This window comes from Streptomyces sp. NPDC037126 (genome assembly GCF_055605965.1).
This window is the reverse complement of record NZ_JBVJTD010000008.1, coordinates 229379-254560: the sequence shown is the minus strand read 5'-3', so window position 1 is coordinate 254560 and position 25182 is coordinate 229379. Positions and strand designations below refer to the sequence as shown.

The 25182-nt window shown below is 70.5% G+C and carries 14 protein-coding genes and 2 pseudogenes; 7 read left to right on the top strand and 9 right to left on the bottom strand.

The window, feature by feature from the left end:
- Window positions 1-148: 148 nt before the first annotated feature.
- The 3 genes from ACZ7FF_RS20190 to ngcE all read right to left on the bottom strand — a co-directional run bounded on the left by ACZ7FF_RS20190 (window position 149) and on the right by ngcE (window position 3587).
- Entirely contained in the window at window positions 149-1069 is a 921-nt protein-coding gene (locus tag ACZ7FF_RS20190) for a carbohydrate ABC transporter permease (RefSeq protein ID WP_470813593.1), read from the bottom strand.
- A gap of 15 nt (window positions 1070-1084) precedes the next feature.
- Complete coding sequence (locus ACZ7FF_RS20185; RefSeq protein WP_470813592.1) at window positions 1085-2020, bottom strand: carbohydrate ABC transporter permease; 936 nt, start codon at window positions 2018-2020, stop codon at window positions 1085-1087.
- A 121-nt stretch (window positions 2021-2141) separates the two neighbouring features.
- Entirely contained in the window at window positions 2142-3587 is a 1446-nt protein-coding gene (gene ngcE, locus ACZ7FF_RS20180; RefSeq protein WP_470813591.1) for an N-acetylglucosamine/diacetylchitobiose ABC transporter substrate-binding protein, read from the bottom strand.
- A gap of 340 nt (window positions 3588-3927) precedes the next feature.
- On the opposite strand from ngcE, the gene ACZ7FF_RS20175 reads away from it, so the two are divergent.
- Entirely contained in the window at window positions 3928-7731 is a 3804-nt protein-coding gene (locus ACZ7FF_RS20175) for a GH92 family glycosyl hydrolase (RefSeq protein ID WP_470813590.1), read from the top strand.
- A gap of 63 nt (window positions 7732-7794) precedes the next feature.
- Here the strand turns inward: ACZ7FF_RS20175 and ACZ7FF_RS20170 are convergent, their stop codons facing one another.
- The gene (locus tag ACZ7FF_RS20170; RefSeq protein WP_470813589.1) at window positions 7795-11049 is read right to left on the bottom strand and encodes a GH92 family glycosyl hydrolase; all 3255 of its coding nucleotides are present in this window, start codon (window positions 11047-11049) and stop codon (window positions 7795-7797) included.
- A 407-nt stretch (window positions 11050-11456) separates the two neighbouring features.
- On the opposite strand from ACZ7FF_RS20170, the gene ACZ7FF_RS20165 reads away from it, so the two are divergent.
- Window positions 11457-14168, top strand: coding sequence for a SpoIIE family protein phosphatase (locus tag ACZ7FF_RS20165; RefSeq protein ID WP_470813588.1), 2712 nt, complete (start codon window positions 11457-11459; stop codon window positions 14166-14168).
- Window positions 14169-14228: 60 nt separating this feature from the next.
- Here the strand turns inward: ACZ7FF_RS20165 and acnA are convergent, their stop codons facing one another.
- Window positions 14229-16946 (bottom strand): aconitate hydratase AcnA, encoded by a 2718-nt coding sequence (gene acnA, locus ACZ7FF_RS20160; RefSeq protein WP_470813587.1) that lies wholly within the window; start codon window positions 16944-16946, stop codon window positions 14229-14231.
- A 360-nt stretch (window positions 16947-17306) separates the two neighbouring features.
- Here acnA and ACZ7FF_RS20155 point away from each other — a divergent pair, with 360 nt between their 5' ends.
- Window positions 17307-18836: a helix-turn-helix domain-containing protein gene (locus tag ACZ7FF_RS20155; protein ID WP_470813586.1), complete on the top strand. Its 1530-nt coding sequence runs from the start codon at window positions 17307-17309 to the stop codon at window positions 18834-18836.
- Window positions 18835-19149 (top strand): annotated as a pseudogene (locus ACZ7FF_RS20150) (DUF7008 domain-containing protein); the annotation flags it as partial. The gene ACZ7FF_RS20155 and the pseudogene ACZ7FF_RS20150, both read left to right, overlap by 2 nt.
- A 64-nt stretch (window positions 19150-19213) precedes the next feature.
- Here the strand turns inward: ACZ7FF_RS20150 and ACZ7FF_RS20145 are convergent.
- Window positions 19214-19423: a DUF397 domain-containing protein gene (locus ACZ7FF_RS20145; protein ID WP_470813585.1), complete on the bottom strand. Its 210-nt coding sequence runs from the start codon at window positions 19421-19423 to the stop codon at window positions 19214-19216.
- Window positions 19405-20247 (bottom strand): helix-turn-helix domain-containing protein, encoded by an 843-nt coding sequence (locus ACZ7FF_RS20140; protein WP_470813584.1) that lies wholly within the window; start codon window positions 20245-20247, stop codon window positions 19405-19407. Before ACZ7FF_RS20140 ends, ACZ7FF_RS20145 begins: the two co-directional genes overlap by 19 nt.
- Before the next feature lie 200 nt (window positions 20248-20447).
- Between ACZ7FF_RS20140 and ACZ7FF_RS20135 the strand changes: the two genes are divergently transcribed.
- The 3 genes and pseudogenes from ACZ7FF_RS20135 to ACZ7FF_RS20125 all read left to right on the top strand — a co-directional run.
- Window positions 20448-20738 (top strand): hypothetical protein, encoded by a 291-nt coding sequence (locus ACZ7FF_RS20135; protein ID WP_470813583.1) that lies wholly within the window; start codon window positions 20448-20450, stop codon window positions 20736-20738.
- The gene (locus tag ACZ7FF_RS20130; protein WP_470813582.1) at window positions 20735-20986 is read left to right on the top strand and encodes a hypothetical protein; all 252 of its coding nucleotides are present in this window, start codon (window positions 20735-20737) and stop codon (window positions 20984-20986) included. The genes ACZ7FF_RS20135 and ACZ7FF_RS20130 overlap by 4 nt, the downstream gene beginning before the upstream one ends.
- Window positions 20987-21196: 210 nt before the next feature.
- A pseudogene (locus ACZ7FF_RS20125) lies at window positions 21197-21414 on the top strand (ATP-binding protein); the annotation flags it as partial.
- 74 nt (window positions 21415-21488) lie between these two features.
- Here ACZ7FF_RS20125 and ACZ7FF_RS20120 read toward each other — a convergent pair.
- Window positions 21489-22628 carry an alpha/beta hydrolase gene (locus tag ACZ7FF_RS20120; RefSeq protein ID WP_470813581.1) on the bottom strand — a complete coding sequence of 380 codons (1140 nt, stop codon included), beginning with the start codon at window positions 22626-22628 and terminating at the stop codon, window positions 21489-21491.
- Window positions 22625-25078: a thioester reductase domain-containing protein gene (locus tag ACZ7FF_RS20115; protein ID WP_470813580.1), complete on the bottom strand. Its 2454-nt coding sequence runs from the start codon at window positions 25076-25078 to the stop codon at window positions 22625-22627. The genes ACZ7FF_RS20120 and ACZ7FF_RS20115 overlap by 4 nt, the downstream gene beginning before the upstream one ends.
- Window positions 25079-25182 lie beyond the last annotated feature (104 nt).

Below are 25182 nucleotides of genomic sequence, written 5' to 3'. Positions count from 1 at the left end.
CCGTGTATCCAACTAGTGAACTCTAAGCTGAGCCGTTCGGGTTGCCTTCCGTCAAGAGGTTGAACCGTTTCCGGGTGCTCGGACACACGTGTGCACGCCGTCCCGGAGCCCGGAACGGCGTGCACACGGTCGGTCGCGCTGTGTCCCGCTACTTCAGGGTCGCCGAGGTCAGACCCGCTTGCACCTGACGCTGGAAGGACAGGTAGACGACCAGCATCGGGATCATCGCGATCGTCACACCCGCGAACAGAACCGGCAGGTCGGAGGCGTATCCCTGCTGTTGCTGCAGCTGGATGAGGCCCTGGGTGAGGACGTAGCGCTCGGGGTCGGATCCGCTCTGCGGCTGCATCAGCACCGTGGGCAGGATGAACTGGTTCCACTGGCCCAGAGTGTTGAAGATCCCGACGCTGATCAGGCCGGGCTTGGCCATCGGCAGCATCACCTGGAAGAAGGTCCGGGTGTGGGAGGCGCCGTCCAGGACCGCAGCCTCGAAGACCGCCGTGGGCAGGGTCCGGAAGAAGGCGTGCATGAAGAACACCGTGAACGGCATCGAGTAGGCGACGTAGACCAGGATCAGGCCCTGGTAGGTGTTCAGCATGTCCAGCCGCTTGACCATGAAGAACAGCGGGACGAGGGCCAGGAAGACCGGGAACATGGCGCCGGCGACGAAGAAGTAGTACAGCAGCCGGTTGCCCCAGAACCGGTACCGGGCCAGCACGTAGGCCGCCATCGACCCGAAGAGCATCGTCAGCGGCACGGAGAACACCAGTACGATCACGGTGTTCAGGAAGTAGTCCCCGATGCCCTTGTTCCAGGCCCGCCGGAAGACGCCGAGGGACCAGTCGTGCGGCCACCCGAAGGCGGAGCCGCCGATCTGGGCGTCGGTCTTGAAGGAGCTCAGCACCAGCCACAGCAGCGGCAGCACGATCAGCAGCGCCCACAGGGCGAGGAAGCCGTGCGAGAAGACGTTCAGGACCACACCCTCGCCGCGCCGGTCACCGGGGCCGGCGGGCGCCTTGGCCGCGGGCTCCTCGGCCGGAGCGGGGATGGTCTCCTTGAGTGCACTCATCGTCGATACTCCCGCTCAGAACTCGATGCGCTCGCGGCGGGTGGCGCGCAGCGTGACCACGGACAGGACGAGGGTGAGCAGCAGCATGACCACGCCCATGGCGCAGGCATAGCCGCTCTTCCCGTAGTAGAGGAAGTTGCGCATCATCACCGTCGACATCACATCGCTGTGATGGTCGGGACCGCCGCCGTACGCGCCCATGTTCTGGGTCATGGAGGACACCAGTACGAACATGTCCATGGCGACGATGCCGAGATAGACCCAGGCGGTCTGAACGGTGTCCCACAGCAGCGGCAGGGTGATGCGGAAGAAGGACTGGTTGCGGCTCGCGCCGTCGATCAGGGCGGCCTCGTAGATGTCCTTCGGAATGGACTGCATCGCGGCCGAGAACAGCACCAGATAGAAGCCGACACCCTGCCAGATCACGGCGACCATCAGTGCCCACAGCACCAGGTTCGGCTCGTTCAGCCATTCCACCGGATTCTGTGCGTCGACCAGTCCGACCTTGATCAGCACACCGTTGAGAAGGCCGCCGCCGTCACTGCGGTACACCGCGTTGAAAAGCACGGCGAGAATCGCCAGCGACAGCACCTGCGGGAAGAAGTAGACGATTTTGTAGAACGAGGATCCGGCGACCCCCCGCACCCCGCCGGCCCTGCTGCGCCCGCCCGCGTTCAGCATGAAGGCGAAGAACAGGGCGAGCAGGATCGTGATCACCGGGATGAAGATCAGGAACAGGACGTTGTGCCAGATGGCCTCCAGGAACACGTCGTCCTGGAACAGCGCCTTGTAGTTGTCCAGACCGACGAAGCTGAAGGTCTGCGACTGCCCCTTCCAGTCCGTCAGTGAATAGCCGAACGTCTGGATGTACGGCCAGATCACGAAGATCAGATAGAGCGCCACGGGAACGAAGAGGAACCCCGCGACGAACCGGTACTGCCCTTTGCGCATACCTGCCCCTGTGTTTCCGGTCAGCACCGACGCCCCGAAGGGGGCGCGGGGTACCGCGCGACGAGCCACTGCGGACCCTCACACGCAATCACACCCGCGCCCCCACGGCGCCCGGGCGGATCTACTCGTGCCGGTTCTTCTTGGACGCCGGATCCTTGGCCTGCTTGTCCACGGCCGCCTGACACCGCTTCAGCCACTCCTTCGGCTGAATGCGCTTCGCCATCAGCTCATTGGACGCGTTCTGGAGCGCCGTGTCCATCTCGCTGTACCAGTCGGGGTACAGGTACCGGAACGTGTTGGAGCCGGCCGCCTTGGAGGCCTCGACCGTGGACTGGGTGCCGGGCCGCAGCTTCACGCTGGGGTCGACGCCGTCCTGCAGGATGGTGAGGGAGTTCGCCTCCTTGGCGAACAGCGTCGACCACTCCTTGGAGAGCATGCGCCGCATGAACTCCTTGGCGCCGGGCAGGTTCGCCGCCTTGGCCGGGATGATGAAGGGCTCGCCCGAGCCGGCCCGGATCGCCTCGAACGGCATCTTGCTGCCGGACAGCAGCGGCATCGGCAGGAACTTCATGTCGAAGTCGGTCGGCGTCTGCTTCAGCTGCTCGTTCTCCAGCCAGGAACCGCAGGTGATGAACGCGGCCTTGTACTGGTTCCAGCGGGTCTGCGACTCGGTGTGGGTCAGGCCGTTGGTGCCGGGCATCAGCAGGCCCTTCTCGACGACCTCGTAGATCGCCTCGATGCCGGCCTGGGCCGCGTCGGAGCCGACGAACGCCTTCGGGTCCAGGTTGTCGATCGCCTTGACGGCGTCGATGCCGCCCTTCTTGGCGATCATGTCCATGATGGCGACATTGATGTAGTAGGGATACTTGCCCTGGTGGGCGAGACCGCCGATGCCCTGCTTCTTGGCGTCCTGGCAGATGGTGAGGAAGTCGTCCCAGGTCTTCGGCGGCGTCCAGCCCTTCTCCTTGAAGAGCTTGCCGGAGTACCACAGGCCCCACACCGTGTAGATGTAGTTGAGGGCGACGACCTTGCCCTCCTGGACACCCGGGTCGAGGGTGCCGGGGATCAGGGTGTCGCGGACCTTCTTGCCCGGGTCGTCCACGGACGGCGCGTCGAGGACCTCGGAGAGGTCGAGCAGCGAGTCGTTCTTGTACAGGACGTCGATCTTGATCTGCTGGGCGCCGGAGTCGTCGACGATGTCCGGCGGGTTGCCGGCGTTGAAGCGCGGCTGCAGCTTGCCGGTGATCTCCTGGGTGCCGGTGTGGGTCGAGGTGATGCCGAGCTTCTTGCTGAAGTCGGCCTCCCACGCCCGCGCGTAGTCGTCGCCGTAACCACCCTTGAAGACGACGACGTCGAGCTTGCTGCCGCTCTTGGCGCCGAACGGGTTGTCCTTCGACGCCTTCCCCTTGGTGTTGCCCTCGTCCGAGTTGCCGCCGCCTCCGCCGCCGCTCGCACAGGCGGACAACAGGCCCATTCCCGGCGCGGCGACCAGGCCGAGCGCGGCGGACCGCTTGATCAGATCACGGCGGCCGACGCCCTCGCCGTCTTGGTGCGCAGTGGATCCCATGCTCAAGTCCTCGCCTTCTCCAGGACTCAGGCGGTGAACCGGATCCTCCCGGCACCGCGGTCGGGTAGTGCTGGGTCGTGCAGGAAACGCCGACAGGTATAGTCCACTTCCCGCCAGCTGAGCAAGATCGAATACAGGGTTCGCGATGGGTCTTTTCCGAGTTGAGACCTCGCGGAAATATGAGCGGCCTGTGCGCGGCCCGAAGAGGAAAGTCGCACCATGAGTGCCTGAATGCCACGCCCAACACCCTTGACACAACCGGCTACTTGACCACCTACTGGTTCCTGCGCCCCGCATCTGACAACGTTGTCCACTGCCGGCGCAGGGAGGGAATCCGTAGATGCAGCGGAGATCTCGGCACAGATGGGGTCCGGCGGTCGTCCTCACGGCCGCCTTTGTCATGGCCGCCGGTGCACAGGGCGCGGCGGTCGCGCTGCCCGCCAAGGCCCCGGCCGCCGACCGGGAGTTCGCATCCTCGTTCGAGGCGGGGGATCCGGCGCCGGACTGGCTGAACACGGTGGACACCGGGCCGGACGGCGCCAAGCGCGCCTCGGGCGTCGACGGCGGCTACAGCACCGGCATACCGGGGAACGTCGACGACCATGTCACCGAGGTCCGGGCGAGCGGCGAGAACACGGGCGCGGGCGAGGTCAAGGAGAACCTCGTCGACGGCGAGCCCGGCACCAAGTGGCTGACCTTCGAGCCCACCGGATGGGCGGAGTTCGACCTCGACAAGCCGGTCAAGCTGGTGACCTACGCGCTGACCTCGGCCAACGACGACGACCAGCGCGACCCGCGGGACTGGACCCTGCTCGGCTCCACCGACGGCAAGGACTGGAAGACCGTCGACACCCGCTCGGGAGAGAACTTCACCGAGCGGTTCCAGACCAAGTCCTACGACCTCGCCCAGCCGGCCGAGTACCAGCACTTCCGGCTGGAGGTGACGAAGAACAACGGCGCCCCGGACATCCTGCAGCTCGCCGATGTGCAGTTCTCCACCGGCGGCGGGGGCGGCCCAGTGCCGCAGGACATGCTGACGCTCGTCGACAAGGGCCCGACCGCCTCGCCGACGGCCAAGGCGCACGCCGGGTTCACCGGGGAGCGGGCCCTGCGCTACGCCGGCCGGCACACGGCGGGCGGCCGGGCGTACTCGTACAACAAGGTCTTCGACGTGAACGTGAAGGTCGGCGGGTACACCCAGCTGTCGTACCGCGTCTTCCCGTCGATGGCCGACGGCGACCGGGACTACGACGCCACGAACGTCTCCCTGGACCTCGCCTTCACCGACGGCACCTATCTCAGCGGCCTGGGGGCGCTGGACCAGCACGGGTTCCCGCTGTCGCCGCGCGGGCAGGGCGAGTCGAAGTCGCTCTACGTCAACCAGTGGAACGACGTGGTCTCGCGGATCGGCTCGGTGGCGGCGGGCAAGACGGTCGACCGGATCCTGGTCGGGTACGACTCCCCCGACGGCCCGGCCAAGTTCCGCGGCTGGATCGACGACGTGGCCCTGCGGCCCGTGGCGCCGGAGCGGCCCAAGGCGCATCTGTCGGACTACGCGCTGACCACCCGGGGCACCAACTCCAGCGGAAGCTTCTCGCGCGGCAACAACTTCCCGGCGACCGCGCTGCCGCACGGCTTCAACTTCTGGACCCCGGTGACCAACGCCTCCTCGCTGAGCTGGCTGTACGAGTACGCGCACGCGAACAACGACGACAACCTGCCGACGATCCAGGCGTTCAGCGCGAGCCACGAGCCGAGCCCGTGGATGGGCGACCGGCAGACCTTCCAGGTGATGCCGTCGGCCGCGTCCGGCATCCCGGACACCGGCCGCGAGGCACGGGAGCTGCCGTTCCGGCACGAGAACGAGACCGCGCGCCCGTACTACTACGGCGTCCGGTTCGAGAACGGCCTCAAGGCGGAGATGACGCCGACCGACCACGCGGCGGTGCTGCGGTTCACCTACCCCGGCGACGACACGAGCGTGCTGTTCGACAACGTCACCGAGCAGGCGGGGCTGACCCTGGACAAGGAGCACGGGATCGTCACCGGCTACTCGGACGTGAAGTCGGGGCTGTCCGCGGGCGCGACCCGGCTGTTCGTGTACGGCGAGTTCGACAAGCCGGTGACGGACGGCGGATCGAGCGGGGTGAAGGGCTATCTGCGCTTCGACGCGGGCGCCGACCACACGGTCACCCTGCGCCTCGCGACCTCGCTCATCAGCGTCGACCAGGCCAAGGACAACCTGCGCCAGGAGATCCCGGACGGCACCTCCTTCGGCACCGTCGAGGCGCGCGCCCAGCGCGTCTGGGACACGCTGCTGGGCAAGGTCGAGGTGGAGGGCGCGACGCCCGACCAGCTGACCACCCTGTACTCCAGCATGTACCGGCTCTACCTGTACCCGAACTCCGGCTTCGAGAAGGTCGGCGGCACCTACCGGTACGCCTCCCCCTTCTCCCCCATGCCGAGCCAGGACACCCCGACCCACACCGGCGCCAAGATCGTCGACGGCAAGGTGTACGTCAACAACGGCTTCTGGGACACCTACCGGACCACCTGGCCCGCGTACTCCTTCCTGACACCCAGTCAGGCGGGCGAGATGGTGGACGGGTTCGTGCAGCAGTACAAGGACGGCGGCTGGACCTCCCGCTGGTCCTCACCCGGCTACGCCAACCTGATGACCGGGACCTCCTCGGACGTGGCGTTCGCCGACGCCTACGCGAAGGGCGTGAGGTTCGACGCGAAGGCGGCGTACGAGGCGGCCGTGAAGAACGCGACCGTCGTCCCGCCGATGTCGGGTGTCGGCCGCAAGGGCATGACCACGTCGCCCTTCCTCGGCTACACCAGCACCGACACCGACGAGGGCCTGTCGTGGGCGATGGAGGGGTACATCAACGACTACGGCATCGCCAGGATGGGCGAGGCGCTGTACCGCAGGACGGGCGAGAAGCGGTACCAGGAGGAGTCGGAGTACTTCCTGAACCGCGCCCAGGACTACGTGCAGCTGTTCGACCCCAAGGCGGGCTTCTTCCAGGGCCGCGACGCCCAGGGCCACTGGCGGGTGAACTCGGCCGAGTACGACCCGCGCGTGTGGGGCTACGACTACACCGAGACCAACGGCTGGGGCTACGCCTTCACCGCCCCGCAGGACAGCCGGGGCCTCGCCAATCTGTACGGCGGCCGGCAGGGCCTCGCGGACAAGCTCGACGCGTTCTTCGCGACGCCGGAGACCGCCTCGCCCGACTTCGTCGGCTCCTACGGCGGTGTCATCCACGAGATGACCGAGGCCCGGGACGTCCGGATGGGCATGCTCGGGCAGTCCAACCAGCCCGCGCACCACATCGCCTACATGTACGACGCGGCCGGGGAGCCCTGGAAGACGCAGTCGACGGTCCGCGAGATCCTCTCCCGGCTCTACACCGGCAGCGAGATCGGGCAGGGCTACCACGGCGACGAGGACAACGGCGAGCAGTCGGGCTGGTACCTGTTCTCCGCGCTCGGCTTCTACCCGCTGGTGATGGGCAGCGGTGACTACAGCATCGGCTCGCCCCTGTTCAAGCAGGTCACGGTCCATCTGGAGAACGGCCGCGACCTGGTGGTCAAGGCACCGCGGAACAGTGCGAAGAACGTCTACGTCCAAGGCGTGACCTTCAACGGCCGTCCCTGGACGTCGACCTCGCTCCCGCACTCGATGCTGTCCAAGGGCGGGGTGCTGGAGTTCTTCATGGGTCCCAGGCCGTCGACCTGGGGCACGGGCAAGGACGCCGCCCCGGTCTCGATCACGCAGGACGACAAGGTGCCGGCGCCCCGTGCGGACGTGCTGAAGGGCGACGGCGCGCTGTTCGACAACACCTCGGCGACGAGCGCGACGGTCACCTCGGTCGACCTGCCGGTCGACGGCGCGGTGAAGCCGCTCCAGTACACGCTGACCTCGTCGGACGACCACACGAAGGCACCCACCGGCTGGACCCTGCAGGGCTCCTCGGACGGCACCACCTGGCAGACCCTGGACCGTCGCTCCGGCGAGTCGTTCACCTGGGACCGCCAGACCCGGGCCTTCTCGATCGCCACGCCGGGCACCTACGCCAGGTACCGCCTGGTCCTCGACGGCGAGTCGACACTGGCGGAGGTGGAGCTGCTGGCCTGACCCGGACAGCGAACAGGAAAAGGGGGCGGGCCCGGCCGGGTCCGCCCCCTCTCGCGTGCCCGCTCAGCCGGTGGCCAGGGCGAACACGCGCAGGCCGGGGGCGTCGGGAAGCGTGACGCTCCTGATCCGCCGGCCCGCGGGCGCCTCGTGGGGCCTGGTCGCGAAGACGTACGCGGCGACCGGGTCCTTCCCGGCGCCGGCGAGGTTGCGGTAGGCGGCCCGGGCGACGATCTCGTTGCCGTACCGGACGGTGCCGCCGCCCCCGCCGCCGACGGTCCAGTCGGTGAGGGACAGGTCGGCGGTGCCGGTGGTGCCGTCGGTGTAGGTGACGGTCGCCGTGCCCCGCCGGTCGCCGTCGACCGCGCTGCCGATGAAGGACAACCTCGCCGCGGGCTGCGGCAGTTGGATGGTCCGGCCGTTCGCGGAGGCGTTGTCCGGGCGTCCGTCGGGCGAGTCGGGCCAGGTGAAGGCGAGGCCGCCGGGTGTGCTCCGCCTCCCCGGGGCGAGGCCGGCCGCGGCCAGGGCCTGGCGGGAGTAGCTCCAGCCGCCGCCGTCGTAGTCGGCCTCGTCGTGGTCGCCCGCGTCGTCGGAGATGCCGGTGCCGTCGTACGCGGCGAGCAGGGTGCCCGGGGCGGCCACGGTCAGCGTGATCGGCTGCCGGGCGGCGGTGCCGCCCGCGGTCACCGTGACCGTGACGTCGGCGAAGCCCTGGCGGGCGTCCCGCGCCGCGGTGAGGGTGATCTCCCGGGCGCCGCCGGTCACCGTGCCCTCGGCGGGGGTGGCGGTGACCCCCGCCGGGGTCCGCACCCGAAAGCGCGCCCCGGGCCCGGCGCCGCCGTTCAGGGACAGCGCGCGGACGACGGCCTTCGTGCTGCCGCCGGGCGCGAGGGTGGCGCTGGTGGGGCCGACGCCGACCTGGTACGGCTGCTCGCCCTCCCGGAAGGACGGCGGCGGGCTGTCCGCCCCCCAGCGGCGGTTGGGGACGGCGGACAGCGTGTAGTCGAGCCGGCCGCCGTCGCGCACGAAGGACGCGGGCAGCCAGGGCCGGTCACTGCGGCGGCCGTCGACCTCCAGGGCCTGGACGTAGGGAGCACCGGCCGCCGCCCGGGGAGCGCGCACGGAGATGTCGTTGCCCCGCGGGCGGTGGATCTCGATGCGCCGGAACAGCGGTGAGGCGAGGACCAGTTCGGCGCGGGAGGGCACCTGCGGGTACATGCCGAGGGCGGCGAAGACGTACCAGGACGACATCGCGCCGAGGTCGTCGTTGCCCGGGATGCCGCCGGGCCCGGTGGACCACAGTCTCCGCATCGCCGCGCGGACGGTCTCCTGCGTCCGGTAGGGGGCGCCCGCGTAGTCGTACAGGTAGGGGACGTTGATCGACGGCTCGTTGTCCAGCTCGGCCCTGGTGCCGCCGCTGCCGGTGAGGGCCCAGCGGCCGTCCGCGTCGTGGAAGAAGCCGTCGAGGCGGGCGAGGGCCTTGTCCCGGCCGCCGAGCGCGGCGAACAGGCCCGCCAGGTCGTGCGGCACCATCCAGGTGTACTGGGCGGCCGTGCCCTCCACGAAGCCGCCGCCGGTGCCGGGGGTGAAGCCGGGGACCCAGCTGCCGTCGGCCCTGCGGTCGGCGGCGTAGCCGCCACCGGGGTCGGCCGCGACGTCGAAGCCGTTCTGCCACCACTGGGCGCGGCGCGCGAAGACGGCCGCCGTGGCCCGCTCCCCGGCCGCCCGGGCGAGCTGGGAGAGCGAGAAGTCCGCGGTGGACATCTCCAGGGTCTCGGCGGCGCCGCCCCAGGCGTGGGACACGCTCGGCATGTAGTGCAGGCGGAGGTACTCGTCCAGCGAGGGGCGCTGGCCGGCGGAGAGCACCGGCCGGCCGGCCCCGGACAGGTCCTGCGGGGTGGGCACGGTGGCCGCCCGGACCAGGGACCGCAGGGCGCCCCTCAGGTCGAAGCCGGTGCCGCCGAAGGCGTGGATGCCGGCCAGCGCGGTCGGTGCGGGGTCGCCGTTCATGACGTGGGTGCCGCTCGCGCCGTGCAGCCAGCGGTCCCAGGTCCCCCCGTTCTGCCGGGCCAGCCCGTACAGGGACTGGGCGATGTCGGAGCCGGTGCGGGGGTCGAGCAGGGTGAGGAGCTGCACCTGGTCGCGGTAGACGTCCCAGCCGGAGAAGGTGCCGTACTGGGCGCGGTGGCCGCGGCCGGTCCGGTGGACCCGGCCGTCGGCGCCCCGGTACCCGCCGTCGGCGTCGCTGATGACGTCGGGGTGCAGCAGCGAGTGGTAGAGCGCGGTGTAGAAGGTGGTGCGGTCGGCGTCCGTGCCACCGCCGACGCGGACGGCGGCGAGGCGGTCGCGCCAGGCGCGGCGGCCCGCGTCCCGTACGGCGTCGAAGGAGCGGCCCGGCGGGTTCTCCGCGGCGAGGTTCGCCTCGGCGGCCGCGCGGCTGACGTAGGAGATGCCGACCTTGACGTTCACCGGGCCGGTACCGGGCGCGAAGCGGACGTACCCGCCCGCGCCCCTGCCCGCGACGGGCCGTCCGCCGTGCGCGAAGCCGCCGGTGCCGCCGGACGTCCCCCGGGACCCGGGGCTGAGCGTGCCGTCCCGCCAGGTGCCGGTGGCGCGGAAGGGGCGGTCGAAGTGCGCGGTGAAGTAGAGGGTGTAGTAGGCGCGCCGGCCCTCGGGGTCGAGGTAGCCGCAGAAGTCCCCGGAGGTGACGGAGCCGGAGACGGTCCGGGTCGCGGGGTCGATGGTGACCGTGGAGTCCTGCGAGCCCAGTTCGGCGTTGGCCGTGCGCACCAGCAGGGAGGCGGGCCTGCCGGCCGGGAAGGTGAAGCGGGCCGAGCCGGTGCGGGCGGTGGCGGTGAGGTCGGCGGTGACACCGGAGGAGAGGCCCACCCGGTAGTGGCCGGGCGCGGCGGTCTCGTCGGCGTGGGAGAAGCCGGCCGCGTAGACGGCGTCCCCGGTGTCGCTCGCCGGGGAGGAGGTGACCTCGCCCGCGTACGGGAAGAAGGGGATGTCGCCGCTGCCGCCCGCGCAGCCGGTGCCGGACATATGGGTGAGGCTGAAGCCGCGGACGCGGGTGGCGTCGTACCGGTAGCCGCCGGGCGCGACGGTTCTGGTGGCGTCGCCCTCGGTGTTCTCCGGGCTCCAGGAGAGCATGCCGAACGGCACGACGGCGCCCGGGAAGACGTTGCCGCCGTTCCCGGTGCCGATCAGCGGATCGACGTAGCGCGTGGGGTCGTCGACGAGATCCGGGGAGGCGGGCGGTGCGGCGCCGGCGGTGGTGAGGAGCGCGGCCAGCAGCAGGGACGTGGGTCCGAGGCGCATGATGCGGCCCTTCCTCCTCACGGACGGGCGCGCACCACAGGTCGCACAGGCCCCGGGGACAGTAACGTGCGCCACCGGTACCACAGGAGACCACTTGCGCCTCGGGGGCCCCACCGCCGGTTCACCCGACCGGAGTACCCCAAGTCGGTTGACATCGTTGTCGGTTGCCGCGGTAAAGTCATGTACAGGGCAACGACAACGTTGTCCGGCATTTTCGCCGAAGACGGTTCGAACTCGCCTCCGACAATTCCCTCCGTGCAGGTCTCTCAACCCCCCTCACCTGCACGGCTCGCGGACCCGGTGTGCACCGCCACCGGGTCCGCCCGAGGGGTTTTCTGGGCGGAACTTCTGTCCATCTCGTGGAACAGCCGTAGCCACCCGGGAAACGCCGGTGCTACAAATGCGGCATGTCGGACAGCATTGCCCGATTCAGACGCCTTCTGCTGCGATCTGTGATCGGCAAGAGCCCGCGGAGCGTCGCCGGACAGGTCTTCCTGCTCCAGGTGGCCCTCGTGGTCCTGCTCGTGCTCTGCGCCGTCCTCGCTCTCGTCGTGCAGTCGGAACGGGACACGGGTGCCGAGGCCAGGCGCCGGTCCGTCGCCGTCGCCGAGACCTTCTCCCACTCCCCCGGCATCCTGCAGGCACTGAAGACCCCTCACCCCTCGAAGGTCCTGCAGCCGCTCACCGAGGCCGGGCGCAAGGCGGCGGGCGTCGACTTCATCGTCGTCATGGACACCAAGGGCATCCGCTACACCCACCCCATGCCGAGCAAGATCGGAAAGCGGTTCGTCGGCCGGATCGGGCCGTCACTGGCCGGGAAGCTCTACACCGAGGAGGTGCACGGCCCGCTCGGGCACGAGATGCAGGCGACCGTTCCCATCGACGACGCGCACGGCCATGTGGTCGCCCTCGTCTCCGCCGGGCTGAAGGTCAAGAACGTCACCAACGAGGTGGACCGGCAGCTGCCGATCATCTTCGCCGCCGGAGCCGGAGCGTTCGTGCTGTCGACCGGCGGCACCGCGCTGGTGGGCCGGCGGCTGCGGCGCCAGACCCACAGCCTGGCCCCGGCCGAGATGACGCGCATGTACGAGCACCACGACACGGTGCTGCACTCCGTGCGGGAGGGGGTGCTGATCGTCGGTGACGACGGACGGCTGCTGCTGGCCAACGACGAGGGCCGGCGCCTGCTGAGCCTGCCCCCGGAGGCCGAGGGACGGCACGTGTCCGAGCTGCCGGGCCTGGACCCCGAGACGGTGGAGCTGCTTACCTCCGGGCGCGAGGCCACCGACGAGGTGCTCTTCGCCGGCGAGCGGCTGCTGGCCGTCAACCAGCGGCCCACCGACGCCGCCGGAGGCCCCACGGGCACCGTGGTGACCTTGCGGGACACCACCGAGCTCCAGGCACTGTCCGGCCGCGCGGAGGTCGCCCGGGAGCGGCTGAAGCTGCTCTACGACGCCGGCCTGGGCGTCGGCACCAGCCTCGACGTGGCCCGCACGGCGGAGGAGCTGGTGCGCGTCGCCGTCCCGCGTTTCGCCGACTTCGTCACCGTGGACCTGGCCGACGGCGTGCTGCACGGCGAGGAGCCGCCCCCCACGGCGACGGACCTGCGCCGCGTCGCCGTGCACGGCGTCCGGGACGACCACCCGCTCTACGAGAAGAACCGGCTGATCGACTTCCTGCCGTCCACCCCGCAGGCGCGCGGCTACGACACCGGGCGCGCCGAGCTGGTGCCCGACCTGTCCGCGGCGGACGGCTGGCGGGCCCAGGACCCGCAGCGCACCCTGGACATCCTCGACTACGGCATCCAGTCGCTCATCGTGGCCCCGATCCGGGCGCGCGGTGTCGTCCTCGGCATGGCCAACTTCTACCGCGCCAAGCGGGACCCCTTCGACGAGGAGGACCTGTCGCTCGCGGAGGAGCTGGTGGCCCGCGCCGCGGTCAGCATCGACAACGCCCGCCGGTACACCCGCGAGCACACCCTGGCGGTCACCCTCCAGCGCAGCCTGCTGCCCCGGGCGCTGCCCGAGCAGAGCGCGCTCGACGTCGGCTACCGCTACCTGCCCGCCCAGTCGGGCGTGAGCGGCGACTGGTTCGACGTGATCCCCCTGCCGGGCAGCCGGGTGGCGCTGGCCGTGGGCGACGTGGTCGGGCACGGCCTGCACGCCGCCGCCACGATGGGCCGGCTGCGGACCGCGGTGCACAACTTCTCCACCCTCGACCTGCCGCCCGACGAGCTGCTGAGCCACCTGGACGACCTGGTCGGCCGCATCGACCAGGACGAGGCCTGCCCGGAGACCGCGGGCGAGATCGTGGGCGCCACCTGCCTGTACGCGATCTACGACCCCGTGACGCGCCGCTGCACCATGGCCAGCGCGGGGCACCTGGCTCCCGCCCTGGTCCACCCCGACGGCAGCGTCGTCTTCCCCGATATGCCGGCCGGGCCGCCGCTCGGCCTCGGGGGCATGCCGTTCCAGACGGCCGAGCTGGAGCTCGCCGAGGGCACCCAGCTCGTGCTGTACACCGACGGTCTCATCGAGGACCGCACCCGCGATCTGGACGAGGGCATGGAGCTGCTCCGCCAGGCGCTGGCCGGCCACCCCGACCGCTCGCCGGACGCCAGCTGCCAGGCGGTGCTGGACGAGCTGCTCCCGCACGGGCCCAAGGACGACGTCGCCCTGCTCGTCGCACGCACGCGGGCGCTCGCCCCCGCACAGGTCGCCGACTGGGACGTGCCGCGCGATCCGGCCGCCGTGTCGGGGATGCGCCTGGCCGTGTCCGAGAAGCTCGAGGAGTGGGGCCTGGCCGAGCTGGGCTTCGGCATGGAACTGGTCCTCAGCGAACTCGTCACCAACGCCATCCGCTACGGCTCCGACCCGATCCACCTGCGCCTGATCCGGGACCGCACGCTGATCTGCGAGGTGGCCGACGGCAGCAGCACCTCGCCGCACCTGCGCTACGCCGCGACGACCGACGAGGGCGGCCGCGGCCTGTTCCTGGTGCAGCAGATGACCGAGCGGTGGGGCACCAGGTACTCCCCGCAGGGCAAGGTCATCTGGGCCGAGATGGCGCTGGGGCAGGTCCCCGACCTGCCGCTGCCGGACATCCCGACGGACTGGTGACACGGCGAAGGGCCGCACCCCCGGCCGGGGGTGCGGCCCTTGGCCGCTGTGCCGTGGCGCCTACTTGCGGATCAGGCTGCGCAGCACGTACTGCATGATGCCGCCGTTGCGGTAGTAGTCGGCCTCACCGGGGGTGTCGATGCGGACGACCGCGTCGAACTCGACACCGGTGTCGGTGGTGACCTTCACCGTGCGCGGGGTGGTGCCGTTGTTCAGCTCCTCGACGCCGGTGAAGGAGAAGGTCTCCTCGCCGGTCAGGCCGAGGGAGGCCGCGGACTGGCCCTCCGGGAACTGGAGCGGCAGGACGCCCATGCCGATGAGGTTCGAGCGGTGGATGCGCTCGTACGACTCGGCGATGACGGCCTTGACGCCGAGGAGCGCGGTGCCCTTGGCGGCCCAGTCGCGGGACGAGCCGGAGCCGTACTCCTTGCCGGCCAGGACGACCAGCGGGATGCCGGCGGCCTGGTAGTTCTGCGAGGCGTCGTAGATGAAGGAGACGGGGCTGTCGGCCTGCGTGAAGTCGCGGGTGTAGCCGCCCTCGGTGCCCGGCGCGATCTGGTTGCGCAGGCGGATGTTGGCGAACGTGCCGCGGATCATGACCTCGTGGTTGCCACGGCGGGAGCCGTAGGAGTTGAAGTCACGACGCTCCACACCGTGCTCGGTGAGGTACGTGCCCGCCGGGGTGTCGGCCTTGATGGCACCGGCCGGGGAGATGTGGTCGGTGGTGACCGAGTCGCCCAGCTTGGCGAGCACGCGGGCGCCGGCGATGTCCTCGACCGGGGCCGGCTCCATGCCCATGCCCTCGAAGTACGGGGGCTTGCGGACGTAGGTCGACTCGGCGTCCCACTCGAAGGTGTTGCCGGTCGGGACCGGGAGCGCCTGCCACTGGGCGTCACCGGCGAAGACGTCGCTGTAGGACTTGGAGAACATGTCCTCGCCGATGGCGGCGGCGACGACCTCGTTCACCTCGGCCTCGGAGGGCCAGATGTCCTTCAGGAAGACCGGGTTGCCTTCCTGGTCGGTGCCGAGCGCCTCGGTGGTGATGTCCACCTTCATGGAGCCCGCGATGGCGTACGCGACGACCAGCGGCGGGGACGCCAGGTAGTTCATCTTGACGTCGGGGTTGATGCGGCCCTCGAAGTTCCGGTTGCCGGAGAGGACCGAGGTGACCGCGAGGTCGTGGTCGTTGACGGCCTTGGAGACCTCCTCCGGCAGCGGGCCGGAGTTGCCGATGCAGGTGGTGCAGCCGTAGCCGACGAGGTTGAAGCCCAGCTTGTCCAGGTACGGCGTGAGGCCCGCCCGCTCGAAGTAGTCGGTGACGACCTTGGAGCCCGGGGCGAGGGTGGACTTGACCCACGGCTTGCGGGTCAGGCCCTTCTCGACCGCCTTCTTGGCGACCAGGGCGGCGCCGATCATGACGTACGGGTTGGAGGTGTTGGTGCAGGAGGTGATGGCCGCGACCGTCACCGCACCGTGGTCCAGCTCGTAGGTCGTGCCGTCGGGGGCGGTGACCTGGACCGGGTTGGAGGGGGCGCCGTTCGGGTGGACGGCCGGGGCGTCGGAGGCCGGGAAGGACTCCACGCCCGCCTCGTCGACGACGTCCACGTAGTTGCGCACGTCCAGCTTGAACTGCTCGGCGGCGTTGGCGAGGACGATGCGGTCCTGCGGGCGCTTCGGGCCGGCGATGGACGGGACGACCGTGGACAGGTCCAGTTCGAGCTTCTCGGAGAAGTCCGGCTCGGCCTTCGGGTCCAGCCACAGGCCCTGCTGCTTGGCGTAGGACTCGACGAGCGCGACCTGCTGCTCGGAGCGGCCGGTCAGGCGCAGGTAGTTCAGGGTCTCGTCGTCGATCGGGAAGATCGCGGCGGTGGAACCGAACTCCGGCGACATGTTGCCGATGGTGGCGCGGTTGGCCAGGGAGGTGGCGGCCACGCCCTCGCCGTAGAACTCGACGAACTTGCCGACCACACCGTGCTTGCGGAGCATCTCGGTGATGGTGAGGACCAGGTCGGTGGCGGTCGTGCCCGGCGGCAGCTCACCGGTGAGCTTGAAGCCGACGACGCGCGGGATGAGCATGGAGACCGGCTGGCCGAGCATGGCGGCCTCGGCCTCGATGCCGCCGACGCCCCAGCCGAGGACGCCGAGGCCGTTGACCATGGTGGTGTGCGAGTCGGTGCCGACCAGGGTGTCCGGGTAGGCCTTGCCGTCGCGGACCATCACGACACGGGCCAGGTGCTCGATGTTGACCTGGTGGACGATGCCGGTGCCCGGCGGGACGACCTTGAACTCGTCGAAGGCGGTCTGGCCCCAGCGCAGGAACTGGTAGCGCTCCTTGTTGCGGCCGTACTCCAGCTCGACGTTCTGCTTGAAGGCGTCATTGGTGCCGAACTTGTCGGCGATGACGGAGTGATCGATGACCAGCTCGGCCGGGGCCAGCGGGTTGATCTTGGCGGGGTCGCCGCCGAGCTCCTTCACGGCCTCACGCATGGTCGCGAGGTCCACGACGCAGGGAACGCCGGTGAAGTCCTGCATGATCACGCGGGCCGGCGTGAACTGGATCTCCTGGCTGGGCTGGGCCTGCGAGTCCCAGTTGCCGAGCGCGCGGATGTGGTCGGCGGTGATGTTCGCGCCGTCCTCCGTGCGGAGCAGGTTCTCCAGCAGGACCTTGAGGCTGTACGGCAGCCGGGCCGAGCCCTCCACCTTGTCCAGCCGGAAGATCTCGTACGACTCGTCGCCCACCTGCAGCGTGCTGCGGGCGTCGAAGCTGTTCGCCGACACGACAGTCTCCTTCTTTGATGTGCGCGTACCACCGACAATCGTGCCGCCACGCCGGCTGGGCCGATCCGCTAAGGTAAGGCTAAGTTAGGTAGCCCTTACTGCGTGGCGGCCGCGGTGCGCCTCGGCAGATATCTCGATGTCGAGATAACTCTAGTACATGGCCGCCGACTGGTCATGCCCGGCCGGGCCCGGCCATGCCGTTTTTCGCCTGCCGCCCGAGTGACCGGACTCTCGGCCACCTATCGGGCGAATCACCCGCAGGTGGGACATCCGCCGTGAACCCGCAGGTCACTGACGCGCCGTCACCCGAATGGCCCCCTCGAACGGGCGCCATCTCATATCTGAGATAACCTCAACCTCATGGCAGACGATTACCTCGTACGCATCGGCAAGCTCATCCGCGACGCCCGGCAACACCGCGGCTGGACACAGACGCAGCTCGCGGAGGCGCTGGGCACCAGCCAGAGCGCGGTCAACCGCATCGAGCGGGGCAACCAGAACATCAGCCTTGAGATGATCGCCCGCATCGGAGAGGCCCTGGACAGCGAGATCGTGTCGCTGGGCTACGCCGGTCCGATGCATCTGCGGGTCGTCGGCGGCCGCCGGCTGTCCGGCGCCATCGACGTGAAGACCAGCAAGAACGCCTGCGTGGCGCTGCTGTGCGCCTCGCTGCTGAACAAGGGCCGCACGGTGCTGCGCCGGGTCGCGCGGATCGAGGAGGTCTACCGCCTGCTGGAGGTGCTGAACTCCATCGGCGTCCGCACCCGCTGGATCAACGACGGCGTCGACCTGGAGCTGGTCCCGCCGGCCGAGCTGGAGATGGCGGCGATCGACGCCGAGGCGGCCGTGCGCACCCGGTCGATCATCATGTTCCTCGGCCCGCTGCTGCACCGCATGGACCAGTTCAAGCTGCCGTACGCGGGCGGCTGCGACCTCGGTACCCGGACCATCGAGCCGCACATGATCGCGCTGCGCCGGTTCGGCCTGGAGGTCGCCGCCACCGAGGGCCAGTACCACGCGCAGGTGGACCGCGCGGTCCGCCCCGACCGCCCGATCGTGCTGACCGAGCGCGGCGACACCGTGACCGAGAACGCGCTGCTGGCCGCCGCGCGGCACGACGGCGTGACGGTCATCCGCAACGCCTCCTCGAACTACATGGTCCAGGACCTGTGCTTCTTCCTGGAGGCCCTGGGCGTACGGGTGGAGGGCATCGGCACCACCACCCTCACCGTGCACGGCGTGCCGAACATCGACTCCGACGTGGACTACTCCCCCTCCGAGGACCCGGTCGAGGCGATGAGCCTGCTGGCCGCCGCCGTGGTGACCGAGTCGGAGCTGACGGTGCGCCGGGTACCGATCGAGTTCCTGGAGATCGAGCTGGCGGTCCTGGAGGAGATGGGCCTCGACCACGACCGCAGCCCCGAGTACTTCGCGGACAACGGCCGCACCCGGCTGGTGGACCTCACGGTCCGGCCGTCCAAGCTCGAAGCCCCGATCGACAAGATCCACCCCATGCCCTTCCCGGGCCTGAACATCGACAACGTCCCGTTCTTCGCGGCGATCGCGGCGGTCGCGTCCGGCCAGACCCTGATCCACGACTGGGTCTACGACAACCGGGCGATCTATCTGACCGACCTCAACCGCCTCGGCGGCCGTCTGCAGCTGCTCGACCCGCACCGGGTGCTGGTCGAGGGCCCGACCCGCTGGCGCGCCGCCGAGATGATGTGCCCGCCGGCCCTGCGCCCCGCCGTGGTCGTCCTGCTGGCGATGATGGCGGCCGAGGGCACGTCCGTGCTGCGCAACGTGTACGTCATCAACCGCGGCTACGAGGACCTCGCCGAACGACTCAACTCCGTCGGGGCGCAGATCGAGATCTTCCGGGACATCTGAGCTGATGACGACCGAGCACGTGTCCTTCCTCGCTGCCCTGCGCTACAAGCCTGCCGGGCTCAAGAAGCGCGCGGACTGGGAGCAGGTCCGGGATCTCCAGCGGCAGGAGGACGCCGCCCCGGACGAATCGGCCAAGCGGAAGATCCGGGACACCATCCCCGTGCCGCCGAAGTACACCTCGGCCGACTTCCTGCATCCCTCCTACTGGCGGGCGCGCGGCAAGCGGTTCTTCGAGGGTGACCGGCAGATGGAACAGGGCAAGCACGGGCTCACCGACGACGACCTGCGCGGCCGGCGTCCGGCCAAGAAGTAAGCAGGGCGGCAACGGAAACGGCCCTCGCGGTAACAGTCACCGCCAGGGCCGTCGACGTTCCGTGTCAGCCGCGCAGGCTACCGCTCTTGATGGCCGCCACGAAGGACGACCACCCGCCAGCCGGAAACACGAGAACCGGCCCGTGCGGAACCTTGCTGTCTCGCACCGGTACGGCAGCCGCGAAGTTGTCAGAGACCTCGATGCAAGCGCCACCGTCCGAGTTGCTGTAGGAGCTGCTGCGCCAGGTCAGGGCACTCACGTCGATGGTTCGCACGGTACTTCCTCCAACATGCGCAGGACGAACTTCCGCGACTCGGCTGGGGACAGCGCCAGGTCACGCACTGCATCGTAAGCGCCCTGCAGCTTCTCAACCGCCAAGCTTTCTTCGATCAGTTCGCCCCGGTGCGCGTTCTCTGTGTACGCCACCGTACGTCCATCCGGCAGCCGCAGGAACCACACGTCAGTGCTGTCCAGGCCGTACGGGCCCGCGCTGAACGGCAGCACCTGAACAGCGATGTTCGGCTGCTCTGCCATTTCGGCCAGGTGCTCTAACTGCCCGCGCCACTCGCCCAAGTCCAGCAGCGCCATACGTAGCACCGCCTCGGACAGGATCGTCCGAAACCTCGGCGCATCCTCCCCCTCCAACAACTCCCGCCGTCCCATCCGAGCCTCGACCTGCTGCTCCAGTTCCTTCCCCTTCAGCCCACCGGCCGCCAGCACCTCGCGCGCGTACCCCGGCGTCTGCAGCAGTCCCGGCAGGACGCTCACCGCGAAGTGCCACAGGCTCACCGCCTCCGCCTCCAGCGCCATGTACCGCCGGTACCGCTCCCGGAACTGCGTATGGTCCCCGGCCGCCAACTCCCAGAGCGCTAGCAGGAGTCCCGGCGTGCCGTAGTGCGTGTCGAGGGCCTGGACGACCTCCGGGCTGCCCAGCGTCTCGCCCTTCTCCATCTTGCCGAACAGGGACCAGTCCCAGCCCAGCCGTTCCCCGAGCTGCCGCAGGCTCGTCCCGCTGCCCGCCCGCAGGGTGCGCAGTTCCTCGGCGAAGCGCTGACGTGGTTCCTGGCTGCGACCGGTGATGACGCGTCGTTGCGGCATACGGCTGGCTCCCCTCCGAAAAGCTCGGTGGACGGTGTGGAAGGTGTGGAACGACCTCCGGGACGCGGGGAAGCACGACCCCGTCCACGGCCCGGCCGCTCAGATCCCGGCGCATCCTCGTAACGCCCGGACTACGCAGAGTAATCCACCCAGCGCAGCCGGGTCCTGGAATCCGTAGGACTGGACCGACGAGGACGACGATGACCCCCACACCGCGACACCCGGACCACGCGACGGCGATCGACCACCCAGCCGTCGCGGACGGCCCGCCACCCACCGCTCCGAAGGTCCAGGAGGCCCTCGACGCCCGTGACGCCCTCGCCTCCGCGCTCAGCCGGGCCGGTATCCAGCTTCCGGCGATGGACATCCGCACCCCGTGGGTGGACGACCGCGAGGACGACGCCCGGTACGCGCTCGTTCACCTCGGGGTGTGCTCGGCGCCCGTGGCCCTCATGCTCGCGGACGTGATCCTGAAGGGGATCAGTACGTGACGGAGGACGACGACCGGGGTGGAAGCCCGAGCGGGGTCCCGGCAGTGGGAGAGGCCGTACGGGACACCGCCCGCGACCGGGTCGGCCGGGTCATGGGCCACGAAGGTCCGTACCTCCAGGTCCGGCCGCTCGGCGGCGGCCGCGAGTGGGATGCCGACCCGCGTCACGTCCGCACACTGAGCCAGGACGAGCTGCTGAGCGCTCTCCTCGCCGAGGTCAACGCCCGCTCTCGCCAGAGCACCAGGTGACCCTGCCGTCCGTCACCGGACGTGGCCGAACCCGTACGGAACCCCCTCCTCTTGATCGCCGCGCTCACCTAGGATGTCGAGACAACATCTCAGCGGCCCGACGGGCTTCCTGATCCGCCATCGCACCCGCTCCACGGCGGCGCGTGGCGGACGCCGGAGGACATGCCCCCACCCGCACGAGTCTTCTTCGTGCTGCCTGGGGGCATTTCCTTGCTGTTCCGTGAGTCCGCGGCGTCCGTGGCCACCCGCATCCTCGAAGGGTCGCTCGCGCTGCATCTGACCGAGAACCTCCGCCATCTGCACGGGCACAGGCCCGCACAGGCGGAGATACGGTGCGCGCCGACGCCGTCCTGGCCGGAGTGCACCCGACGACGGGGCAGCCGTCGTGCGTCGTCGTCGAGTTGAAGCAGTGGAGCGAGGCCCACCCGGGGAGGCGCCCGCGCTCGTGTAGTCGGAAATGTACGAAAAGTGGTCATCTGTTGTCAGTGGTACGCCATACGCGTCACCGCCGTGCGGCGAGGAAGTCGAGGATGTGACCGAAGACGTCCAGCGCGGCGCCCCGGCCCAGGAACGTGTCCAGGTGGCCGTAGCCGGGGATCTCGGTGTAGGACACGTCCAACTGGGGCTGCCGGTGGGCGAGTACCTCGTGGCAGAGCCGCTGGGAGTCCAGCCACAGCCCGTTCTCGCTGCCCGCGAGCAGCAGCACGGGGGTGTCGATACGGCCGGCCGCGTCCAGCGCGTTGGGCGGCAGGGCGCGGTAGCGGTGGTCGGTGTCGCGCCAGCGGACCACGCTGCGGGCCAGCTCGATGCGGCGCAGGTGGGGCAGGATCCACAGCGGGGCGGGGCCGAGGAGGTCGGCGAGGCGGTCGTGGGTGGACTCGGACAGGTTCTCGTGGACGAACAGCGAGGCCCCCGTGCCCCAGGCGGAGTTGTGCAGGATCTGGCAGGTCGGGTCCGGGCAGCTCGCCTTCCGTGACGCCAGCGCGAACAGCGGGGTGTACTTCGACCACAGGCCCACCTTGCGGAAGTCGACCGGGATGTGGTCGATCCGCGTCTTCAGCAGCTCTCCCGCCAGCGACATCCGCAGCGACGTCCGGCCGGCGAGCTTCGGCGTCAGGAACACTCCCTGGGACACCACGCCGGCGAGGCCCGGCACCAGTCCCGCCGCCATGCTCAGGGACAGCGTGAGCGAGCCGATGCAGTGGGCGACCACGAACAGCGGGCGGTCGCCCGTGCGCGCCCGGACGTACGAGACGGCCGCGGGGATGTCGTACAAGGCCACGTCGTCGTACGTGTACCTCCGGCCGGTCTCGTTGTACGGCAGCCGGCAGCTGCCCCGCCAGTCCAGCAGCCAGGGCTCGTAGCCCTCGTCGAGGAGGACGTCGACCAGGTTGCGGGTCTCCGGCAGCAGGAACATGTCGGCGGACGCGGTGTGTCCGTGCAGGAGCAGCACGGCGGGGCGGTCCGCGGCGTCCGTGCGGATGCGGGTCAGGCCGAGGCGGAGGCCGTCGTCCGCCCGCAGGGGGATCTCCTCGACGCGGGCCGGGTCGAGGCGGTGGTGCAGTGGGCGCGGGGTCGCGGTGGTCCTGACCCGGGGCAGCCCGGGCCCGCCGGCGCGGGAGGCGGTCGTCCTGAAGATCATCGGTGGTGCTCCACGGGGGTCGGGGTGCGGCGCAGGTCGAGCAGGTCACCGGCGGCGCGGGCGAAGGGGCCGAGCAGGCCGCGCCCCATCTCCAGGCCGAACCAGGCGAGCCAGGTCAGCTTGGCGGCCCGCTTCTCCTGGGGGGTCAGGCGCGGGTCCACCTCGATGCCGTCGATCTGGTCGCGGACGTAGGAGTCCGCGGGCACCACGACCTCGCCCGCCAGGCTCGCCGGTTCGCCCTCGCGGCCGATCCGCACGGTCAGCGCGCGGGTCTGCCGCCACAGGTCGCGGCGGGCCCGGGCGTACTTGTGGCCCTCCAGCCACCAGTGGCCGCCGTCGGCGTCGCGCAACCGCAGCCGGTAGCGCAGGAGTTGGTGCCTGAGCCCGTGCTGCTGGGGGATCCCCTCCTCGGGACGGACCCACATGTCGCCGCGCTCGACGGTCAGCGGCTCGCGATGTGCGGCGGTGCAGACGACCTCGCCGCTCACGTCCACCCGGCGCTCCTTGACCAGTTGGTACATGCTCGCGATGGAGAGGGTGAGCGCCATGGAGCAGGGGCTGTCGGCGGGGGAACCGACCGGTCCCACGCCGCCCTCCGTCGTCTCGGAGAACCACAGGTAGGGCTGGTCGTCCCGGTGCGGCAGCCTGGCGAGGCCGTCCTCGGCGAGCCGCTCGAAGGTCCTCAGCTGGGCCCGCGCGTCGTAGCGGGCGGCGGGCGGCAGCCCGAGCGCCTCGACCAGCGCGGTGGTGCGTGCGCCACCGGCCGCCGGGCCCTGCAGGGTCGCCTCGCACAGTCTGAGGGCGGTGGGGCTCCGCAACACCCTGGTCAGGAAGGCGAGTTCGGGAACCGGTTCGGCCTCCAGGCGGGCCAGGACGTCGGTGCGCCACTCGTCCCAGTCCTGGACCCGCACGTGCATGCCTCCGAGCGCCATGTCACGGACGACGTCGTCGAGGGTGTTGGGCACGCCGGTGAGGTTGTAGTCGTAGCCCCAGGCGTCCGGCTCGCAGATCGCGGCGACGGCGACCCGGCTCACCCAGTCCACCGGGGCCGCGTTCAGGCAGCGGAAGGCGGGGACGGTGCGGAACCGGCCGAAGGCCGAGATCAGGCCGCTGCTGAGGTCCTGCGGGTTGTGAGCGCCGGTCTTCGTGTGGCCGCCGATGCCGCCGGGGCGCAGCGCGGTGACGACCAGGCCGTGGTCGCGGGCGCGGCGCAGGGCTGCCTCGGCGGCCCACTTCGACTGGTCGTAGCCCGAGACGAGCCGGTCGACGTGGGCGAGTGGGTCGTCCTCGCCCATGGACGTGATGCCGACCTCGTTGAACACGGCGATCGAGGAGATGTGGTGCAGCGGCTTGGGACGGCCGGTGGCGGCGAGTTCGGCGAGGGTGAGCGCGCCGAGGACGTTGCTCGCCCGCAGCGACTGGTAGCCGCGCAGGAAGTCCACGGCCGCGGCGACGCCGACGACGCTGTCCAGTTCGTCGGCGAGCGCGTGCCACCGTTCGTCGGACAGGCCGAGCCGGGGCCGCCGGATGTCGCCGGGCAGCACGGTCACCCGGCGCCGCACCTCCGAGGACCAGGGCAGCCGGTGCCTTTGCAGCGCCTCGCCGAGCCGTGCGACGGCCGCCTCCTCGTCCTCCGCGCGCACCAGGCAGTGGACGTGCGCGTCGCTGTGCCGGAGCAGGTCGAGCAGCATGTGACTGCCGAGGAAGCCGGTGACGCCGGTCAGCAGGATCCGGCGGGGCGGCAGCGGCTCGGGCACGTCGACGAACGGCAGGCGGTCGGCGAGGGCCAGGTCGGCGAGGATCTGGCCGAGGGTCTCCGGGTGGGCCCCGGCATACCGGTCGTCGCCGCTGCCGGTACGGGGGCGGAGCGCGGGTGGGACGCGCGGCCCGGGGGCCGCGGGAGCGCCCGCTACGGCGGGTGAAGGGCTGCCGGGGAAAGCCGGTGCCTCGACGGCACCCGCGCCGGAAGCCGGCTGCGTGCCGGCGGGCGGGGCCGGCGCGATGCCCCGGGTGGTGGGCGCCGGGGTGCCCGCGCCCACGGCCGGCGGGGCGGCCTCGCCCGACGCCCCGGCCCCGGTCGCCCGCAGCCGGCGCCGGGCGAGACCGATCGGGCGCGCGTCGGCGAACACCTCGTCCAGCTCGAAGCCGATGCCCAGCTCGCGCTCCAGCTCCGCGACCAGTTCCACGGCGTGCACGGACGTGCCCCCCGCGTCGAAGAAGTCGGCGTCGGGCGCCAGGTGTCCCGCGGGCAGGTAGCGGCCCGCGGCGGCGGCGATGGCCGCGGCCAGGCCGTCCACGTCCGGGGGCGGCGGTGCGGGCGCGCCGCCGGAGTCCGAGCCGGTGGCCGTCCGCGCCACCCTCGCCAGCAGTTCGTCCACACCGAGCCCGCCGCCGCGCTCGATCGCCTCGGCGGTCGCCCGCTGCCCGGAGTCCTCCGTCACGTCACGCATGAGAGCCCTTCACGATGTGTGCGTCCTTGTCCCTTGCTTCCGGCAAGGCCCTTGCTTGCGGTGCATGCGCTGCTTGCGTTGAAGCCGCTCGCCCGGCAGGAGGT

Excerpts from the sequence above, each read along its gene's own strand:
- ACZ7FF_RS20190 (WP_470813593.1), bottom strand. The coding sequence starts at position 1,069 with ATGAGTGCACTCAAGGAGACCATCCCCGCTCCGGCCGAGGAGCCCGCG.
- ACZ7FF_RS20185 (WP_470813592.1), bottom strand. The coding sequence starts at position 2,020 with ATGCGCAAAGGGCAGTACCGGTTCGTCGCGGGGTTCCTCTTCGTTCCC.
- ngcE (WP_470813591.1), bottom strand. The coding sequence starts at position 3,587 with ATGGGATCCACTGCGCACCAAGACGGCGAGGGCGTCGGCCGCCGTGAT.
- ACZ7FF_RS20175 (WP_470813590.1), top strand. The coding sequence starts at position 3,928 with ATGCAGCGGAGATCTCGGCACAGATGGGGTCCGGCGGTCGTCCTCACG.
- ACZ7FF_RS20170 (WP_470813589.1), bottom strand. The coding sequence starts at position 11,049 with ATGCGCCTCGGACCCACGTCCCTGCTGCTGGCCGCGCTCCTCACCACC.
- ACZ7FF_RS20165 (WP_470813588.1), top strand. The coding sequence starts at position 11,457 with ATGTCGGACAGCATTGCCCGATTCAGACGCCTTCTGCTGCGATCTGTG.
- ACZ7FF_RS20155 (WP_470813586.1), top strand. The coding sequence starts at position 17,307 with ATGGCAGACGATTACCTCGTACGCATCGGCAAGCTCATCCGCGACGCC.
- ACZ7FF_RS20140 (WP_470813584.1), bottom strand. The coding sequence starts at position 20,247 with ATGCCGCAACGACGCGTCATCACCGGTCGCAGCCAGGAACCACGTCAG.
- ACZ7FF_RS20135 (WP_470813583.1), top strand. The coding sequence starts at position 20,448 with ATGACCCCCACACCGCGACACCCGGACCACGCGACGGCGATCGACCAC.
- ACZ7FF_RS20120 (WP_470813581.1), bottom strand. The coding sequence starts at position 22,628 with ATGATCTTCAGGACGACCGCCTCCCGCGCCGGCGGGCCCGGGCTGCCC.
- ACZ7FF_RS20115 (WP_470813580.1), bottom strand. The coding sequence starts at position 25,078 with ATGCGTGACGTGACGGAGGACTCCGGGCAGCGGGCGACCGCCGAGGCG.